Annotated in this window: 10 protein-coding genes; 1 reads left to right on the plus strand and 9 read right to left on the minus strand. The window is 58.2% G+C overall.

Annotation, left to right across the window (positions count from 1 at the left end):
• Positions 1-419: 419 nt before the first annotated feature.
• Positions 420-1,505, plus strand: a complete 1,086-nt coding sequence (locus tag G536_RS0111945) for a LacI family DNA-binding transcriptional regulator (protein WP_022823830.1) — start codon at positions 420-422, stop codon at positions 1,503-1,505.
• Between the two features lie 15 nt (positions 1,506-1,520).
• Here G536_RS0111945 and G536_RS0111950 read toward each other — a convergent pair whose 3' ends face one another.
• The 9 genes from G536_RS0111950 to G536_RS27580 all read right to left on the minus strand — a co-directional run bounded on the left by G536_RS0111950 (position 1,521) and on the right by G536_RS27580 (position 18,599).
• On the minus strand, positions 1,521-3,818 hold the full coding sequence (locus tag G536_RS0111950) for a GH92 family glycosyl hydrolase (protein WP_022823831.1): 2,298 nt from the start codon (positions 3,816-3,818) through the stop codon (positions 1,521-1,523).
• Positions 3,819-4,004: 186 nt separating this feature from the next.
• Entirely contained in the window at positions 4,005-6,653 is a 2,649-nt protein-coding gene (locus G536_RS0111955) for a glycoside hydrolase family 2 protein (protein WP_022823832.1), read from the minus strand.
• Between the two features lie 59 nt (positions 6,654-6,712).
• Entirely contained in the window at positions 6,713-8,020 is a 1,308-nt protein-coding gene (locus tag G536_RS27575; protein ID WP_022823833.1) for a sugar MFS transporter, read from the minus strand.
• A gap of 158 nt (positions 8,021-8,178) precedes the next feature.
• Entirely contained in the window at positions 8,179-10,521 is a 2,343-nt protein-coding gene (locus G536_RS0111965) for a glycoside hydrolase family 20 protein (protein ID WP_026880092.1), read from the minus strand.
• Positions 10,518-11,402: an ROK family protein gene (locus tag G536_RS0111970; RefSeq protein WP_022823835.1), complete on the minus strand. Its 885-nt coding sequence runs from the start codon at positions 11,400-11,402 to the stop codon at positions 10,518-10,520. The genes G536_RS0111965 and G536_RS0111970 overlap by 4 nt, the downstream gene beginning before the upstream one ends.
• A 100-nt stretch (positions 11,403-11,502) precedes the next feature.
• Positions 11,503-13,446 (minus strand): glucosamine-6-phosphate deaminase, encoded by a 1,944-nt coding sequence (gene nagB, locus G536_RS0111975; RefSeq protein ID WP_022823836.1) that lies wholly within the window; start codon positions 13,444-13,446, stop codon positions 11,503-11,505.
• Between the two features lie 106 nt (positions 13,447-13,552).
• Positions 13,553-14,803, minus strand: a complete 1,251-nt coding sequence (locus G536_RS0111980; RefSeq protein WP_026880093.1) for an ROK family transcriptional regulator — start codon at positions 14,801-14,803, stop codon at positions 13,553-13,555.
• Between the two features lie 128 nt (positions 14,804-14,931).
• Positions 14,932-16,008, minus strand: coding sequence for a sialidase family protein (locus G536_RS0111985; RefSeq protein WP_022823838.1), 1,077 nt, complete (start codon positions 16,006-16,008; stop codon positions 14,932-14,934).
• Between the two features lie 197 nt (positions 16,009-16,205).
• Positions 16,206-18,599, minus strand: a complete 2,394-nt coding sequence (locus G536_RS27580) for a glycoside hydrolase family 3 N-terminal domain-containing protein (protein ID WP_022823839.1) — start codon at positions 18,597-18,599, stop codon at positions 16,206-16,208.
• Positions 18,600-18,676 lie beyond the last annotated feature (77 nt).

Consider the following 18,676-nt stretch of genomic DNA (forward strand, 5'->3'; position numbering starts at 1 on the left):
GAATTAGAAAAAAGCAGTAAGCTTATAACAGGAATCCAACGGGTTAGCTAGAATCACCAGCCTCGGCAGTGCCTACCCAGGTACTAATGCAACTGAGCCGGAATTTAGGTGACCTTCTCGCTTGGTGTCCTCGCGCTGGCAGGCGGCCGAAGCAGGATAACGCAACTCATTAAGGTTAGCGATTCACGCCCTAACGTGAGTTCAATAGAGACTCGCTGCCTTTCTCAACCAAGGAAATTTAGAAACTCGTTTTATTTCCTGGCTGGTCAGGCATCAGTTGGTGGGCTTTGGCGACTGGCTTACTGAATATGCTAGCCGTGAGAGAACAGCTTCGATTAACTCAATCAAAAGGAGTAGCGGCTCTACTCGCTAACCCGCTACATACGCAGGTGAATTTTTAGTATAAGCTTGGAATAGGTATGGCAAAAAATGTACGCATTAAGGATATAGCGGCAAAAGCCAACGTGTCGGTTGGGACGGTGGACCGGGTACTGCACAACCGCGGCCGGGTGGCCGAAGACGTGCGCCAGAAGGTGCTGCTCATGATGAAGGAGCTGGAATACGAGCCCAATATGATTGCGCGGACGCTGGGTGCCAACCGCACCTATCGGCTGGCGGCCATCCAGCCCAACCACACCCTCGACCCGTACTGGCAAGCGCCGTGGGACGGCATTCATAAAGCGGCCCGGGAGCTACAGCAATACGGCATTACCCTGACGGTTTACTCCTACGACATGACCCGGGTGGACTCTTTTCTGGAGCAAGCCGAACTGGCTACTCAGTCGGAACCCCACGGCATTCTTATTGCGCCGCTGTTCTACCGCGAGTCGTTGCCGTTTTTCAAGCAGTGGCAACAGCAGCAGATTCCGTACGTGCTGTTCAACAGCTACATCACGGATATTGAGGCCGTAAGCTACGTCGGGCAGGATTCTTACCAGAGTGGTTTTTTGGCGGGCAAGCTGTTGCAGTTTGGGCAGGCGCAAGCCGGCACTTTCGCCATTGCGCACATTGCCGAGGACATTGCCAACTCTGTGCACATCACCCAAAAAGAGCGCGGCTTCCGCGACTATTTCGCGCAGCTTGCAGCACCTCAAAACGGCCCCAACAAGACGCCAGCACCAAGCCTGTACACCATCCTAAGCATCGACCTGCCCCATTCCCGGGAGCCCTCGTTCGCGCAGAAGCTCACCCATCTGCTTGAGCAGGAAAAGGAGCTATTGGGCATTTTCGTCAGCACTTCCAAGGCTTACGAAATTGCCCCCTACCTCACCCAGCACCCCAGCACCATCCGTCTGGTGGGCTACGATTTGCTTGAAGAGAACATCCATTTTCTCAACGAAGGCACCATTGCCTTTCTCATCAACCAGAACCCGAAGGAACAGGGCTACTACGGGCTGTATGCGCTAGCCGACCAGTTGGTTTTCAAGAAGGAAGTAGCCGCTTTGAAGTACCTGCCGCTCGATGTTATTGCCAAAGAAAACCTACAGTACTACGTGGAAAAGTAATGCCCGCAACGCGGCTTATTGCATCACCGATTTCGGGCGGTCGGCGGGTGCGGTGCCCCAGGTGGCGCTAGGTTTGGCACCCATTTCAAACACGAGTTTGCTGCCTTGGAGTAGCTCCTGGTGCGTGATGTAGGACTTGGTGTACGGCTTGCCGTTGAGCGTAATGGCCTGGATGTACTTGTTTACTGGGCTGTTGTTCTTGGCGGTAATCGTGAGCGTTTTGCCGCCAGCCAGCGTAACCGTGGCCTGGTCAACGGCCGGGCTGCCGAACACGTAGGCGCCGTTGGCCGGGTTGAGCGGGTAGAAACCCAGCGCGGAGAAAACGTGCCACGCCGACATCTGGCCCACATCTTCATTGCCGATGATGCCGTCGAACTTGGTGGTGTAGAAATTCTCGGTGATGAAGCGGACTTTCTCGGCGGTTTTCCAGGGCTGGCCCACGTAGTTGTAGAGGTAGGTGATGTGGTGGCCCGGCTCGTTGCCGTGGGCGTACATGCCAATGAGCCCCGAAATGTCGGGCGAGGCCTCAGAACCCATATTGCCCTTCACTACAAACAACGAATCGAGCTTCTGACTGAAGCGCTTTTCGCCCCCCAGCAGCCCGATAAGGCCTTCCACATCCTGCGGCACCAGCCAGGTGTATTGCCAAGCGTTGCCTTCCGTGAAGTCGCTTTTCATGTGCACCGACGAGAACGGGTTGAATGGCGTGCGCCACTCGGTTTGTGATACCCGGCCGCGCACAAAGCCCACTTTTTTATCGAAGTAGTTTTGGTAGTTTTTGGCGCGCTTGCTGAAATACGCGTAGTCGTCGGCCTTGCCCATCTTCTTGGCCATCTGCGCAATGCACCAGTCATCAATGGCGTACTCCATGCCTTTCGACACGCTTTCCACTTCGTTGTTGGCCGGAATGAAGCCCAGCGCCTTCACGTCTTTCAGGCCCCAGTCGTCACGCATAGCGGTGGCCTTCACGGCCTCGTAGGCCAGGTTGGCATCGAAGCCTTTGAAGCCCTTTAGGTACGCATCGGCCACCACCGGCACGGCGCTGTAGCCCACCATGCAGTTGGTTTCGTTGGCCATGAGGTGCCACACGGGCAGTTTGCCCTGCTGCTGGTAAATCGCCAGCATCGAGCTTACCATGTCGTTGACGCGGTTGGGCTGAAGCAGCGTAAACAGCGGGTGCGCTGCCCGGTACGTGTCCCAGAGCGAAAAGGTGGTGAGGTTGGTGAAGTTCGCGCCCTTGTGCACTTTCTCGTCGGTGCCCCAATAGTCGCCGTTGTGGTCGTTGAAGATAGACGGCGCCACCATCGTGTGGTAGAGGGCCGTGTAGAAGGTTTTCATGCGCGCCGGCTCGGCCTGAATGCGCACCTTTTGCAGCTCCTGGTTCCAGGCGGCATCGGCGGCGGTTACCACCTTGGCGAAGTTCCAATGCGGCACTTCCGCCCGGATATTGGCCAACGCGTTGGTGGTGCTAACGGGCGAAATACCCACTTTCAGCTTCACGATTTCGCCGGCTTTGGTGGCGAAGGTGATAACACCTTTGATGCGGCTACCAGTAGCAGCGGCCACCGTATTACCCAAGGTATCCGTCACCTGCAAGCTGGTAAACTGTCGAATCGGCTTCGATAGTACCGCCGCGAAATACAGCCGCTGCTTCACGGCCCAGCCCTTGGAATAGCGGTAGCCTACCAGCGTGCTGTCGTTGAGCTGCTCGATGTGGGTATCGGTGGCCAAATCCCAGCCGATGCCCTGCTGCAAATCAATCACGAGGTGCGCCGCGTCGGACTTGGGGAAGGTGTACTGGTGAAAGCCGACCCGCTCGGTGGTCGTCAGCTCGGCCTTGATGTTGTAGCGCTTCAGCCGGACGGCGTAGTAACCGGGCCGGGCAGTTTCCTCTTTGTGCGAAAACAAGGAAACGAAGCCTTTCTCCGGGTTTTTGAGGGTGCCTTTAACCACGCGCACGGCGCCGGTGGTGGGCATCACGGCCACATCACCCAGGTCACCAATGCCGGTACCGCTGAGGTGGGTGTGCGAGAAACCAACGATGGTGGAGTCGGAATAATGGTAGCCGGAGCACCAGTCCCAGCCCTCGGAGAGATTCACCGGCCCGAGTTGCACCGCCCCGAAAGGCACATTGGCTCCCAGGAAAACGTGGCCGTGAAACCCGGTGCCAATGTAGGGGTCGACGTACTGCGTGAGGCCGGCTGCCGGCCGGGGTGCCTTACCCGGTGGGGTATCGGCGGTAGCTGCCAGCGTGGCAATACTACCGGCCAAAGCGGTTACTAAAACACTGAATCGACGGTTTACTCTCTTCATGAGAAGACTTGGTTTAGGCTGGGTGGGCACTATAAACTTACGATAGTGATAGGGCTATCATGCAGAGCAGAGTATCTCGCATGCTGAGGTTGTGGTGTTAATCCTGTGCCAGCACGCCAGATGCTTCGTCCCTGGCTTGATGCGCCACATGGCTCTGCCTGACGTTCTTATATGTTCCTTGTCATTCTAATTAGCCGCCACGGGCACCAGTTGCTTGGCCACGTTCCAGCCTTCCACCGACACCACGGGCGCCGGCACATCGGCCGAGGGGGTGTAGTCCAGCAGCAGGGTTTTGCTTTCGCCGGGCAGCACCGACACGTAGTTGTCGGTGTAGAACACGGGCAGGATGCGCTTTTGCGTTTGCGGATTTACCAGGGCTACGCGGTTGAAAAAGGCCACTGGCGCGGTAGCCGGGTTAGTAAGCGTCACTTCAACCTGGCCGGCTGTGGTTTGCCGGGCGGTTAGCTTCATGGGGGCTTTGGCCATGGTTTTCAACCCCGAGTACTCCCCTTTCGCATCGGAAAGCCAGTAGAAGTTGCTGCTGATAACCTTCTTGGTCAGGTCCTGCAATTGCAACGACAGAAACATGCCTTTCTGCTGGCCCAGTTGCTTGACAATGGCATTCACGGGTAGGTACTTCTTGGACATCGACGGGTTGATTTCCACGATTACCTGCGTAACGGGGGTCTTTTTGCCAGCCATGTCGTAGGCATCCACTACCAGCATCATGTCGCGCTTCACCTCGAAGCTGTTGTTGGTAATCATCACCATGCTATCCACGGGGTTGTACATCACGTGCAGCGGCTCGCTGCCGGTGCGCAGGCCGTAGAGGCAGGCGTTGGGGTCGAGGTAGTAGTCGTACATCTGGCCGCGCATGGCGGTCCAGGGGTTTTGGGTTTTCCAGATGATGCTGCCCGTGTACCACTCCCACATGTGCGAGCTGAAGCCTTCCATGAGGGCGCGGTATTGGTCGTAGTTCACGAGCTGCGCTTTCAAGCCAAAGTCGCGGGCATCTTTGGGGGCGCCGTAGGGCAGCAGGTATTGCTCGTAGCCGATGTAGGTGTGGTAGTCCCACATGGAATCCACTTTCTCGGTGGGCTTGCTTTTGGGCCCCAGGTACTGTGGCGGCACCATGTTAGCCACCGGCAGAAAACGCTCCAACGACTCATAGTCGCCCACTCCTACTGAGCCGACTTCCGAGTTGAAGGGATACGTGCGCTGCGCCCAGAAGCGGCTGATGGGCTGAATGCCGTAGGGTCCGTCGCCGTTGCCGCCCTGGGTGTTGTACGACATGCTGTCGGAGTTGGAATACGTGATAAACCAGCGCGTGCCGTCCAGCTTGGGCAGAATGGAATCTTGCAGCGCCGTGAGAATGTCCTTGGGCGGCGTGATTTCGTTGCCGCCGCACCACATGCCCAGCGAGGCGTAGTTGCGCACCATCTTCACTTGGTCGGCCGCCGAGTTGATAAACAGGCGGTGGTCGTTGGGGTACTGGCGGCGGGTCCACTGGTCTTCCAGCTTCATGGGGTCCAGCCAGCGGCCGTTGGCGTCGCCCGACATCCAGAAGTCCTGCATCACCAGCATGCCGTACTTGTCGCAGGCCTGGTAGAACTCGGGCCGCTCAATCAGCGCGCCGCCCCACACCCGAATCAGGTTCAGGTTCATGTCCCGATGGAAGCGGATTTCGGCGTCGTAGCGGGCGTCGGTGAAGCGCAGCATGGCGTCGGAAATAATCCAGTTGCCGCCCTTGATGAAGATTTTCTGCCCGTTGAGCAGCACTTGCATGCTCTGGGTTTTGGCGTTCCACTCGGTCTGAATTTCGCGCACCCCTATCTGCACGTCTTCCTCATCCGATACGGTTTTGCCCACCAGAAACTGCACCTTCGAGGGGTACAGGTTCTGCGGGCCGTAGCCGTTCGGCCACCACAACTTGGGGTTGGGCAGCGTCAGCCGAGGCAAGCTCACTACTTGCATCGAGCGGGCCGGCAAGCTCACTTTCTGGGTCACGGTTTGCCCCCCAATGCTGTATTGCAGCACGCCCGACACCTTTTTGCCGGTGGGGTTTTCCAGTTCGGCCGTTACGTCGAGCAAGGCTGGTTGCTGCGGGCCATCGGGCTGGCGCACGCCCGGCACGCGGGTTACCACGTGCGGATTCTTGAGGTTGATTTGCTTGGTTTTCTCAATCGTCACCTTATCCCAGATACCGGTGTTCCGGTCCCGAATGGGCCGAATCCAGTCCCAGCCGGCCACGTACTGATGCGACACGTTGCGGGCAATGATGCCGTCGCCGCCCTGGCCGCCGTTGGGGTTGCCCACCGGGTCGGGCGGGTACACCACCACGGCCAAGCGGTTGTTGCCATCCTTGGCCAGGTGGGGCGTGATGTTGTAGGCCTGGCGCAGGAACATGCCGTGGTGGGTTTGCTGGTTGAGCTTCTGCCCGTTCAGGTACACCTCGCAGCTATAGTTCACGCCCCGGAAGTGCAGCCACACCTGGTCGTCGTCGTTGGCCGGCGCTTCCTTGAAATCCTTGACAAACCAGTAGGTGTAGTAGTCGCGCCCCGTGCGGTAGATGTCGGGGATGCGGTTGTTGTTCATCCCGAAGAAAGGGTCGGGCACCAGCTTGTTGGCTAGCTGCGTGGTGAGCACCGTACCGGGCACCACGGCGGGCAGCCAGCCCGCCAGCGCGTAAGTTGGTTGCGAGAGGCGCGCCCCGTCGGCCTGTACCTTGGCAATGGGTTGGGCCTGCCAGCCCGAATTCAACTCGTAGCGTTGCTGCGCCGCCAGCGGGTACACTGCCAGCAGCGCCAACAGCCATGTGAGTAGGTGCTTCTTCATTCGAAAGAACTCGGGAACAGAAAGTGTAGAGACAAGCCAGCGCACGGGAACAGGGCCAGCTACTGGGGTCGGGCAACGGGTGCTCCCTGCCGGGCTTTGTGGCCGGCCAGCCCGTAGTAGAGAATGAACAGGTAACACGGAATCACCAGCCAGTACGCCTGTTGCGGGCTGAAGTGGTCGGCCAGCCAGCCGTAGAGCGGCGGCAGCACCGCGCCCCCGGCAATGGCCATAATGAGCAAGGACGAGCCAATCTTCGTGAACCGGCCCAGGCCATCAATTGCCAGCGGCCAGATAGCCGGGAAAATCAACGAGTTGGCCAGCCCCAGCAGCGAGATAAACAGCACCGAGGTGTAGCCGCTGGTAAACAGCGCGCCCAGCGCAAACACCACGCCGGCCACGGCAAACAGTTGCAAGGCCTTTTCCTGCGAGAGATACTTCGGAATAGCCACCACGCCCACCAGGTAGCCCACCGTCATGGCGCCCATGGTGCAGGCCGTGAAGAACTTAGCGGTGGTGAGGGCAATGCCCTGCGAGGCGCCGTAGCTGATGATGGTGTCGCCGGCAATAACCTCGACGCCCACGTAGAAAAACATAGCCAACGCCCCGAGTAGCAGGTGCGGAAACTGGAAGATGCTGGTTTTGTTGGTGTTGGCGGCGGCCACGCTTTCGTCTTCGTGGTCGGTGTCAATTTCGGGCAGCGAGGAAAAGTAAATCAGCACGGCCAGCAGCACGAGCACGCCCAGCATAATCAGGTAGGGCGTTACTACGCGCGCCGCCAGGGCATTCAGTTCGGCGGCTTTGCTGGCCGCGTCCAAGCTGCTTAATCGTTTTACTAAGGCGTCAGCATCTTTCAGCGCCACGGCTCCTAGCGCAATGGGGGCCAGCGCGCCGGCCACTTTGTTGCAAATGCCCATCACGCTGATGCGCTTGGCAGCACTGGCCCGCGGCCCCAGGATGGTGATGTAGGGGTTGGCCGCCGTTTGCAGCACCGCCAGCCCGGTGCCTTGCACAAACAGCCCCAACAGAAACAGCCCGTAGGTGCGCGTGAGGGCCGCTGGCACGAAGACAAGCGCCCCCACCGCCATAACCAGCAGCCCCGCCGACATGCCGTTTTTGAAACCAATCCGCTTCAGCACCCACGCCGATGGAATGGCCATGACCAAGTAGGAAATGTAGAAGGCAAAGGCGACCAGGTACGACTCGAAGTTGTTGAGCTCACACGCAATGCGCAGGTACGGAATCAGCACCGAATTCAGCCAGGTCACGAACCCGAAGATGAAGAACAGCGCCCCGATGATGACAATCGACCGGGTTTGGTGCGTGGTAGCGGGTGCCGCAACGCTGGCCGTGGTAGCTACTTTGGTCATGGGCGTGGAGTGAAATAGAACTAGGTACTGCTGTAATGTGCTGTGTAGAGACGCGACACTTCGCGTCTCATCGTCCGCGCCGCTTGATTCGTGCGGTTAAACAACGTCAGCAACGCCGAGACGCGAAGTGTCGCGTCTCTACGCCTTGTAGGTGGGCGTTACTGCACCACGATTTCATCGGCAAATAGCCAGGTTTCGGGCGTTTTAGCTCCCGCTGCCTGCGCGTTCTTGGCCGTGATTTTGACGAACCGGGCCGTGGTTTTCTTCAGGTTGGCTTTCACCTCGCTGACCGTTGGCTTGGCTTGAGCCGCTAGCGCCGCAACCGGCGCCGAATACACGGTTTGATACTTCTTGCCGTCTTTCGACACCGCAATTTCCACGTTGGTTGGCAGCGCAATTTTAGAGCCTGTGTCCTGCAAGAAGTTGCTGGTGATGGTACTGATTTCAGTGGTTTGTTTCAAATCAAGCGTAGCCAATAAGTCGGTGCCCAGAAACCCTAGCCACTGGCCGTCGGTGTGGTTGGTGGACCCTTCCAGGCCATCAACCAGCGTGACCGGGCCCGCGCCTTTGTAGCTTTTGTTTGGCTCGTTGGCCAGTGTAACTGGCGCGGCAAAAGCCTTGTGCGTGGTTAGTTCCCTGGTGGTGACTTTGCCCATCATCTTGCCATTCTCGAAGGAGGCGGCTTTGATAACGGCCGACTTAGGCACGCTGAACGGTTTGGTATATACCTGCGCCGCAGCCGTTGGCGCCGAGCCATCGAGGGTATACACGATTTGCGGCCCGGCGGCATCCATCTGCAACGTAACAAGGGCGGCGCGTTGCGCGGGGTCGAGGGCCACCTGCTGGCGCACGTTGAAGGCACTCTTGGCGTAGTTGATCCCCAGGGCGTCGTAGCGCTGGTACTGCTTCTGCATGCGCTGCTGGAAATCCGGCCAATTCTTCTGTTTGGCAGGAGTCCAGAGCACTTCTGCCAGAGCCGCCATGCGCGGCATCACCATATACTCCACCTGCTGCTCGTTGGGAATGTACTCGGTCCAGAGGTTGGCCTGCGCCCCCAAAATGTATTTGCGCTCGGCGGCGGTTAGGGCTTGCGGCGTGGGCTCCAGCTCGTACACCTTCGACAGCGGCACGTAGCCCCCAATGCTCAGCGGCTCCAAACTGGCCGGCCCCTGCAAATAGTCGAAGTAGACGTACGCACCAGGCGTCATCACTACGTTGTGTTTCTGCTGGGCGGCCACCGTACCGCCTTCCATCCCGCGCCACGACATGACGGCGGCATTCGGCGCGAGGCCGCCTTCCAGGATTTCATCCCAGCCGATAATCGTTTTGCCTTTCGAATTCACGAATTTCTCCATGCGCTGCACAAAGTAGCTTTGCAGCTCGTGCTCGTCTTTGAGGTTTTCGGCCTTCATGCGGGCCTGGCATTTGGGGCAAGCGTGCCACCGGGTTTTAGGAGCTTCGTCGCCCCCGATGTGTACGATTTGGCCCGGGAACAAGGGCATTACTTCAGTCAGCACGTCTTGCAAGAACGTGAAGGTCTGCTCGTTGCCGGCGCAGAAAATATCGTCGAACACGCCCCACAGCCGTTCTACCTTGAACGGCCCACCCGTGCACGACAGCTCCGGATACGCCGTGAGGGCGGCTACGGCGTGGCCGGGCATCTCAATTTCGGGCACCACCGTGACGTAGCGCTCCTGGGCGTACTTCACCACCTCCTTGATTTGCTCCTGGGTGTAGAAACCGCCGTAGCGAATGTTGTCGAACTGGTGAGGCTGGTCGGTGTAGTGGCCGATGAGCGTGCCTTCGCGCCAGCCGCCCACGGAGGTCAGCTTAGGGTACTTCTTGATTTCGATGCGCCAGCCCTGGTCGTCGGTGAGATGCCAGTGGAAGGTGTTCATCTTGTGCAGCGCGAGGTAGTCAATGTACTTCTTGACAAACTCGACCGGGAAGAAGTGCCGGGACACATCCAGGTGCATGCCGCGCCAATCGTAGCGGGGCTTATCCACCACTTCCACGGCCGGCAGACTCACGGCCGTGGCGGCGGTGGCGCGCTGCGCGGGCAGCAGTTGCCGGATGGTTTGCATGCCCAGAAACATGCCCTGCGGCTGGTTGGCGGCCAGTATCACCTGCGTGGGCTGCACGCTGAGCTTGTAGCCTTCGGCGCCTAGGGTATCCAGCCGTTGCTGCAAGGTGAGGTAGATGCCGCCGGCACTTTGCTTGCCCGGCGTTGCGGCTACCACTTGCGGCTGTACGCCCGCGGCCCGCTGTATTTCCTGGCTCAGCACCTGCGCAATGTTGCGCAGCTGTTCGTTTTTGGAGTCAACGTAAATCTTGGTAGCGGGCGTGATGGCAAAGCTGCCGCTGCCGGCCGTGAGCTGCACCGGCTTCGGAATAATGGACAGGGCGCTACCACTTACGGCAGCTTGCTGAGCAAAAGCGGGTGATCCAACCAGTCCCAGGCCGCACAATACAACTGTTGATACCCAAGTAGTTTTTTTCACAGGGAAGGCACGTTAAGAGGGGTGGAAAGCAGTTCCTGCTTCATTTTGCAAAGGGCCGCGGCGCCCAATACGGCGGCATTTTCAATGGCGGAAGGCGCAATAACCAACTGCTCCGCCACAATCTGAAACGGGAACTCCCGCAGGCTTTCGTACATGCCCCCCCGGAAATAGTCGAAGCACTTGCTAACCGAGCCCCCCAGGAAAATAGCTTGCGGCGCCACCGTAAACAGCACGATTTTGATGGCGTTGCCGAGGTGCCGGCCGTACTCCGTTAGCACAGTTAACGCTTCCGCGTTGCCTTGCGTAGCTAGCTGGTGCCACTCCGCGCCCGACCGACCGGTTTGCTGCGTAAAGAACTTGCCGCTGCAGTAATCCTCCAGGGTTTTGTCGCGGTACGGCACGCTCCCAAACTCCCCGGCGCTGGAAAGCACCCCGGAATACACGTCGTGGTTGATGATGATGCCCGCGCCAAACCCGGTTCCCAACGCAAGGCCCACCAGGTTGGCAAACGGCTGGCCCTGCCCGTACATCTTCTCCCCGACGGCAAAAGCATTGGCGTCGTTGGTGAGGTACACCGGCTTGTCGAAGTGGCGGGTGAGGTACTGCTTGAGGTGCACTTCCTGCCACGACGGGATATTCTGCACCTTATACACGATGCCGTTTTCCTCGTCTATCAGCCCAGGTGCGCCAATCCCGATACCGGCCACCTCCGCGTCCACTACTGCTTCGAGCTGGCTAGCCAACTCCGCCAGTATCTGTTCTTTCGAGGCCGTGGTGGACGTTTCGAAGCGCACTTCCTGGACTATTGTCCCGTTCTGCACGACGCCAATGTGGATCTTCGTTCCGCCAATATCTATTCCGATGTACTTGGTTGTATCCATCTACTTTCTTCAATAGTGAAGGTGTGAAAGGTGAAGTTGCGAACAACAAAGTGCGTGGTCCGTTCACAATTCCACGCTTCACAACTTCACAATTTCACCTTTAAAACCGCCACCGTACGAAAGCCTCCATGGCCTCGTAGTTGGCTAGCCCCAGCTTATCGTATTGCTGGGCCGTTTCGCGGTTGCGGTGCTCGGCCCGCACCCAGAACTCGCGCAAGTCGTCGCCGGGAAACACCGGTATATCCTTCTGCGACTGATGCTTGAAGATGGCGTTGCGCTTCCGAATCACCTCCTGCGGCGACAACGGCACGGCCATTTCAATTTCGTAGGGCTTGAACTCGTGCCAGGCCCCGCGGTACATCCACACCCAGCAGTCGGCCACCCAGGCTTCGGTTTGCTGCAAGCGGCGCAACGCCTCCGTCACAATGTTGAAGCACACAATGTGAGTCCCGTTCGGGTCGGCAAAGTCGCCGGCCACAAATACCTGGTGTGGCTTCACCTGTTGCAGAAGTTGTATGGTTAGCTCAATATCTTGGTCCGTTACCGGGTACTTCGAGGTCTTGCCCGACTCGTAGAAGGGCAGCGCCTGGAAGTGAATGTGGTTGTCGGGCAGGCCAGCGTAGCGGGCGCCGGCAATGGCTTCACTCTTGCGAATGAAGCTCTTCACGTTCCTGATTTCCTGAGTATCTATCTGGTTGGGCTGCTTCTGCTGAATGAAGCGGCGCATGTCCTCGTAAATCGACTGGAGCTGGCTGGTGTCTTTGCCGAGGCTGCCTTCGAAGTCAACGGCAAACTCCATGTAGCGCAGCACGTCATCATCCCACACGGCCGTGTTGCCCGAGGTTTGGTAGGCCACATGTACGTCGTGGCCCTGGTCGATGAGGCGAATAAACGTGCCGCCCATCGAAATAACGTCATCGTCGGGGTGAGGCGAGAAAATCAGGGTACGCTTTTTCTCGGGTAGAGCGCGCTCCGGTCGCTGTGAGTCGTCGGCGCCCGGCTTGCCGCCCGGCCAGCCCGTAATGGTGTGCTGGATCTTGTTGAAAATATGAATGTTGATGTTGTAGGCCGGCCCCTGTTCGGTAGCCAACTGGGCCATGCCGTTGTTGTTGTAATCCTCTTCGGTGAGCTTGAGGATCGGCTTGCCTAGTGCATTCGAGAGCCAAATCACAGCTTTCTTGATCAGTATTTCATCCCACACGCAGTCTTTCACCAGCCACGGCGTATCGAAGCGCGTCAGCTCGGCAGCGGCGTCTTCGTCTAGCACAAATTCCACATTCTCCGCCAACTGCAAGTAGGTAGCGGGTACCTCACCCGATACTTCGCCTTCCACCGCCTTCTTGATGATGGAGGCCTTCTTGCCGCTCCACGCCATGAGAATAATCTCGCGGGCCTTGAAAATGGTGCCGATGCCCATCGTAATAGCCTTGGTAGGCACATTCTCCTTACCACCGAAGTCGCGGGAAGCGTCGCGGCGGGTGAGGTCGTCGAGCGTGACCATGCGGGTACCGGAGTTGGGCGCCGAGCCGGGTTCGTTGAAGCCCACGTGGCCCGTCCGCCCAATGCCCAACACTTGCAGGTCCAGCCCGCCGTATTCTTCGATTTGCTGCTCGTAGTTGAGGCAGAACGCCGCCACGTCTTCCGCCGCCAGCGTGCCATCCGGGATGTGGATGTTCTCCCGCTTGATGTCGATGTGGTCGAACAGGTTTTCGTTCATGAACGTCACGTAGCTCTGCGGCGCCGTGGGCGGCATCGGAAAGTACTCGTCCAGGTTGAAGGTCACCACGTTATGAAAGCTCAACCCTTCCTGCTGATGCAGGCGCACCAGTTCCTCGTACACGCCCACCGGCGTAGCGCCAGTGGCCAGGCCCAACACGGCATTTTCCCCGGCTTCCTGCTTGCTCCTGATGAGGGCGGCAATGCGCTCGGCCACCTTAACGGAGGCGACGTCCTTGTTCGGGTAGACGCTCACGGGAAGCTTCTCGAAACGAGTTTCTTCCAGAAGATTCAATCGGGTCTTGATTGGTAGCGCGACGTTCTGCATTGGTACAGGCTTGGAAGTTTGCGAAGATGCTATTGCTTGTGAAGTGAGGCGCAGGGAAGTCACTGACTAACTATAAACCACTGGGGTAGAGCCAACTGCCCTAAACTCAGGCTAGCTCCAGGTAGCTTTCAAAAATATTCTCCATCACGGTAGCTACCGAGCCCAGAATGACGGCATCGTTGCCGAGTTCCGATACCACAATGCTGGTTTTCTCCCGTAGCTGGGCCATGCAGTACGTGTTGATGGCCTGCTGAATGGAGGGCACCAGAAACTGCTTGGCTTGCGCAATTTCACCGCCCAGAATAATCAGCTCCGGGTTGAAAAGCTGAATCAGAATGGCAATGCCTTTGCCTAGGTTGGTGCCCACATCGGCCAGCAGATGGATGGCAAACTGGTCGCCATTGTTGGCCGCGGCAATCACCTGTTCCGGCTCCAGCTGTTCTATTTCCTGAGCCGAGAGCTTGGTGAGCAAGGTATTCTGTCCGGCCTTGATACCTTCTTTAGCGTTCCGCACAATGGCACTCCCCGACGCCACCGTTTCCAGGCAGCCACGCTTGCCGCAGGTGCACAGCACGCCACCTTCCACCAGCGGAATGTGCCCAAACTCGCCGGCAAAGCCCGAAACGCCGCTCCGCAGCTTACCATCCAGCAGCATGCCCATACCAATGCCCCAGTCCATGGAAAGCACCAGCACGTCGCGGCGGCCGTGCGCCAGCCCAAACCGGTACTCGGCCAGGGTGGCACTCTTGGCGTCGTTCTGAATGAAAACTGGCTTGCCAAACCGCTGCTCCAATAGCTGCTGCAACGATTCCGGCGCGGTGCCCGTGAGCAGATACGTGTGGTTGTTGCCTTCCTTGGAAGAGATGAGCCCTGGCATGCTGATGCCCACGCCAATGAGCTTTTTCAAGTCGATTTCCGAGCTCTGAATCAGCTGGTTGGCGTGTTCGTACACTTGCTCCAGCGCGCTCAGGTCTTTGGTTAACTCAATGGCAAACGTTCGTATTCCCGTTACGCTGTGGTTGTTGTTATCGAAGATGGCCATGCGCGTCTTGAACTTCTCAATCTGAATGCTCAAAACGAACAACGACCGGCCGCACAGCCCATAGAGTTCCGGCTTACGCCCCCCAATCGACTTGCCCCGTCCCTGCTTTTCCACCAGCCCTTCGGCGATAAGCTCGTTGAGGATGGCAATGGAAGTGGGCGAGCTGATGTTGAACCGAGTACAGATATCCGCGTTGGTCTTCGCTCCTTTCACGTACAAGTGCTTGATAATCTTAAGCTTGTGCGTGTACTTGCGGCGCTCAATGTTGTTGAGTCGCGCTAGGTAAGTCCCCTCCAATGCTAGTAAAGAACTCATCCCAAGGGGCTTTACGTTTGCTTAAATCAACTGAAACTTTTCGAGAAGACCAAGGACTTGTGTTAATTTTTTACGAAAGTTCTACCTGATTCGTAAAAGAACATTGAAACGAGTAATCACAACGCAGGCTATTTCCGTCCGGTGTTCCGGCTGTTTTTCTGGCTACGCTGTGCTTGAAGTACCACATGCTTGACGTTCTTCCGGTCGTAGGTGTAGGTGATGTGCACGCGTCCGTCTCGGGCCTGAATAATGGCTGGGTAGCTATACTCTTCTCTGGTTCCGTCTTCCAGCACGGCTATGTCGTGCCACTCTTGGCCGTCAGTCGATTGCGCTACTCGCAACTTGCTACGGCCGTTGAACCAGTCTTTACCAGGCACATCCGGATTATAGACGATTAACTGCGAGCCATCTTTCAACGTCAGGGCATCAGTGCCGGAGTTTGGGTTGAGCAAGGATGTTTTCGTCAGTTTCCCCCACGTATTGCCATTATCCATCGACCATGCTTGCACGACACTGCCTTGCTTGCTCCGGCACAGGAGTTGTAGCCGGTTGCCCGCGTAGGTAAGAATGCTGGGCTGGATAACATCCAACGAGGAGGAAGGGTCCACTGGAAGCGCCTGCCACGTCTGCCCCAAATCAGTGGATTTCTCTAAGTGTACTTTCCAATGGCCGGTGGTTTCCTCGGTACTGGAGGGGGCTAGAATCGTTCCGTTGGCTAACTGCACCGGTTTGTTCTTGATAGGCCCCAGGATACCCTCCGGCAAACGGTGGGCGCTCGACCACGTTTCACCCTCATCTGCCGAGGTCTTCACCATGCCCCACCACTCCCGCGGGTTCGGCCCCACTTTGTAGAACAAGAACAGCTTCCCCTCGCGCGCCTTGAACAGCACGGGGTTCCAGGTTGGATAGCGCACCGTGTCGTTTACTATCCCATCAGCCACCAGCTTCGGTGGCGCAACATACCCTGCTTTGGTAATGCTGGTCAGCCAGATAGCCACGTTCTTGGCGCCTTCTCCTGCGCCCCCAAAACAAGCTACCAGCAAACTTCCATCTGGCTTTTCCACCAACGTAGACGCGTGGCACTGCTGAAAAGGAGGTGCCGTAAACAGCAGTTCTTCCTTGGCTTTCACCCAGGTAGTCTGGGCGGTTACGCTCGCCTGAAAGCCCAGTAAAACCACGACGAAGGGTAGCATGTGTTTTTTCATAGACAAACCTCTCGTAACATTCTAGGCTATGTGGACAGCAAACAAAAAGATCGTCATGCAGAGCGAAGCATCTCGCCTGCTGATGCCGGATTACTATTGCAACGTCAGCACGCGAGATGCTTCGCTCCGCTCTGCATGACCGTCCTGTTTCAAGCAAAACCTTAATGTTCACCTATCCTAGTTAGGCCGGTAGCACTCTATTTCTCAACCTCGGCCACTTTGATTGCCTTTGCCACCTGGAATTGCGCTTTTAGCCGGATGTCCTCCGACGAGGCGCCCACCAGCGCCGTAAACGCGCCCGGCTCCACCACCCACTCCATCTTCTGGTTGAGCAGCATCAAATCTTCCGCCGTTAGCTGAAAGGCTACTTCCTGCTGCTCACCGGCTTTCACCCTAAGCCGGTGGAACTTCTTGAGCTGCTTGCCGGGTGTCACCACGGAGCTTACTTCGTCGGTGAGGTAGAGTTGGGCTACTTCGTCGCCGTCGCGGGTGCTGGTATTCTTCACCTTGAACCGGACCTGCACGCTCACGGCACCGTTGCTTTCCGTGGGGTTAACCTGCAAGTCGGAGTACTCGAACTTACTGTAGCTCAGGCCGTAGCCGAAGCTATAGAGCGGCTGGGCATCCATTTCCACGTAGTTCTGCCGGGCGGGGCGAGCGGCATTGTAGTACACGGGCAGCTGACCGACATGCTTGGGTACCGAGATGGGCAGGCGGCCGGCCGGGTTGTAGTCGCCAAACAGCACATCGGCAATGGCGTTGCCGCCTTCCTGGCCGGGGTACCAGGCGTCGAGCATAGCCGGAACGTGGGTTGCCATCCAGTTCAGGTTCAGCGGGCGCCCTTTGATGAGCACCACCACCACCGGCGTGCCGGTTTTCACTACGGCCTCCAATAGTTCCTGCTGTTTGCCCAGCAAGTCGAGGGTGGCGCGGTCGTAGCCTTCGCCGCTTTCCATGTCGCTGATGGTTTGGGTGCCGACGGCTGTTACGGTAGCGGCGCCGGTGCTCTGGTATTCGGTTTTGAAGTCGCGGGCACTGGAGCCGCCCAGCACCACCACGGCCACATCGGCGTTGCGGGCCGCTTCTACGGCGGCGGCAATATCTACCTGCGTTGTGTCCCGGATGGCGCAGCCTTTCACGTACGTCACCTTCGTGCCCGCCGATACGTTGGCCTTGATGCCTTCCAGCACCGTCACGACGTTACTTTCGGGCTGGGGCGCGGTATAGTCGCCGAGCTGGTTGTAGATGTTATCGGCATTGGGGCCAATGACGGCAATGCGCTTCACCGACTTGGAGAGCGGCAGCACGTCTTTTTCATTCTTCAGCAGCACCACCGATTCGCGCGCTACCTGGCGGGCCAGCGCCACGTTGGCGGGGCTGTTCACTTGTTTGGCGGCCTTCCTGGCGTCCACGTACGGATTCTCAAAGAGACCCATCTCGAACTTCAGGCGCAGCACCCGCCCAACGGCTCGGTCCAGCACTTCCATGGAAACCAGCTTCTGGTTGTAGGCCGCCAGCAGTTCTTTGTCGAAGCCATAGCCGCTCAGGTCGTCGTCGAGGCCGGCGTTGATGGCCAGGGCTGCTGCTTCGGGTGCGGTGCCCGCTACGTGGTGGCTGGTCAGGATGCCGCTGATGCTGCCCAGGTCGGAAACGGTGAAGCCCTGGAAACCCCATTGCCGGCGCAGCAAGTCGGTGAGCAGAAACTCGTTGGACGAGCAGGGCACACCGTCGATGGAGTTGTAGGAGGTCATAATCGACAACACCCCCGCCTGCACGGCCGCGTGCACGGGCGGCAGAAAGCTCTGGTACAGCTCCCGGTAGCCCGTGCTGATGCTGCCGCCGTTATGCCCGCCCTCAGGCACGCCGTACGCGGCAAAGTGTTTGAGGGTAGATATAACGTTGACGCCGCTTTTCAGGCTGGCGCCCTGCAAGCCTTTTACCATGGCTACGCCCATCTGGCTGGTCAGCACGGGGTCTTCGCCGTAGGTTTCTTCCACCCTCGACCAGCGTGGTTCGCGGGCCAGGTCCAGCACCGGACCATAACCGATGTGGCCACCCTGCACCCGCACCTCCGTGGCAATGGCCGCGGCCATGCGCTGCAATAGGGCCGGGTCCCAGGTACTTCCCTGCCCAATGGACGTGGGAAATACCGTGGTGCCGATGGCCATGTGGCCGTGCGGGCATTCTTCAGCCAGAAACATGGGAATACTGAGCCGGGTGCGCTCCACGGCGTACTTCTGCAAGGCATTGGTGGCTTCGGCTGCTTGCGTGGGGTTCAAGCCCGTGAGCAGGGTTTTCTTGGTCCACGGGTCGGCGCGCAGGGTGGCCCACAGGCCCCCCACGTGGCGCTCGTCCACGGCTTTCCGGTACGCGGCGCTGATGCCTACCTTCTTGCCGTCTTTCTGGTACATCTCCCACCCGAGAATGGTCGAAAGCTGGCCGACCTTTTCTTCCACCGTCATGCGCCCGAGCAGGTCTTGCACCCTAGCTTCGGTCGAGGCTTTGCTGTCTTTGTACAACGGCTTCACTTTTTGCGCGTGGGTGGCGGTGGCGCTTAACAGACACAGGCCGAGGGTAACGGACTTTAGCATTCAGAACGGGAGTAAAAAAGTAAGGCGAGCATAGGCAGCTCCTAGTATTTCAGGCTCCGAGTAGCTCAGCACCAGGG

The organism is Hymenobacter norwichensis DSM 15439, assembly GCF_000420705.1.
Taxonomy (GTDB): Bacteria; Bacteroidota; Bacteroidia; order Cytophagales; family Hymenobacteraceae; genus Hymenobacter; species Hymenobacter norwichensis.

What these genes read in the sequence shown, in the direction of transcription:
- G536_RS27575 (WP_022823833.1), bottom strand. Translation starts at nt 8,020, where the DNA reads ATGACCAAAGTAGCTACCACGGCCAGCGTTGCGGCACCCGCTACCACG.
- G536_RS0111950 (WP_022823831.1), bottom strand. Translation starts at nt 3,818, where the DNA reads ATGAAGAGAGTAAACCGTCGATTCAGTGTTTTAGTAACCGCTTTGGCC.
- G536_RS0111980 (WP_026880093.1), bottom strand. Translation starts at nt 14,803, where the DNA reads ATGAGTTCTTTACTAGCATTGGAGGGGACTTACCTAGCGCGACTCAAC.
- G536_RS0111945 (WP_022823830.1), top strand. Translation starts at nt 420, where the DNA reads ATGGCAAAAAATGTACGCATTAAGGATATAGCGGCAAAAGCCAACGTG.
- G536_RS0111985 (WP_022823838.1), bottom strand. Translation starts at nt 16,008, where the DNA reads ATGAAAAAACACATGCTACCCTTCGTCGTGGTTTTACTGGGCTTTCAG.
- G536_RS27580 (WP_022823839.1), bottom strand. Translation starts at nt 18,599, where the DNA reads ATGCTAAAGTCCGTTACCCTCGGCCTGTGTCTGTTAAGCGCCACCGCC.
- nagB (WP_022823836.1), bottom strand. Translation starts at nt 13,446, where the DNA reads ATGCAGAACGTCGCGCTACCAATCAAGACCCGATTGAATCTTCTGGAA.
- G536_RS0111955 (WP_022823832.1), bottom strand. Translation starts at nt 6,653, where the DNA reads ATGAAGAAGCACCTACTCACATGGCTGTTGGCGCTGCTGGCAGTGTAC.
- G536_RS0111970 (WP_022823835.1), bottom strand. Translation starts at nt 11,402, where the DNA reads ATGGATACAACCAAGTACATCGGAATAGATATTGGCGGAACGAAGATC.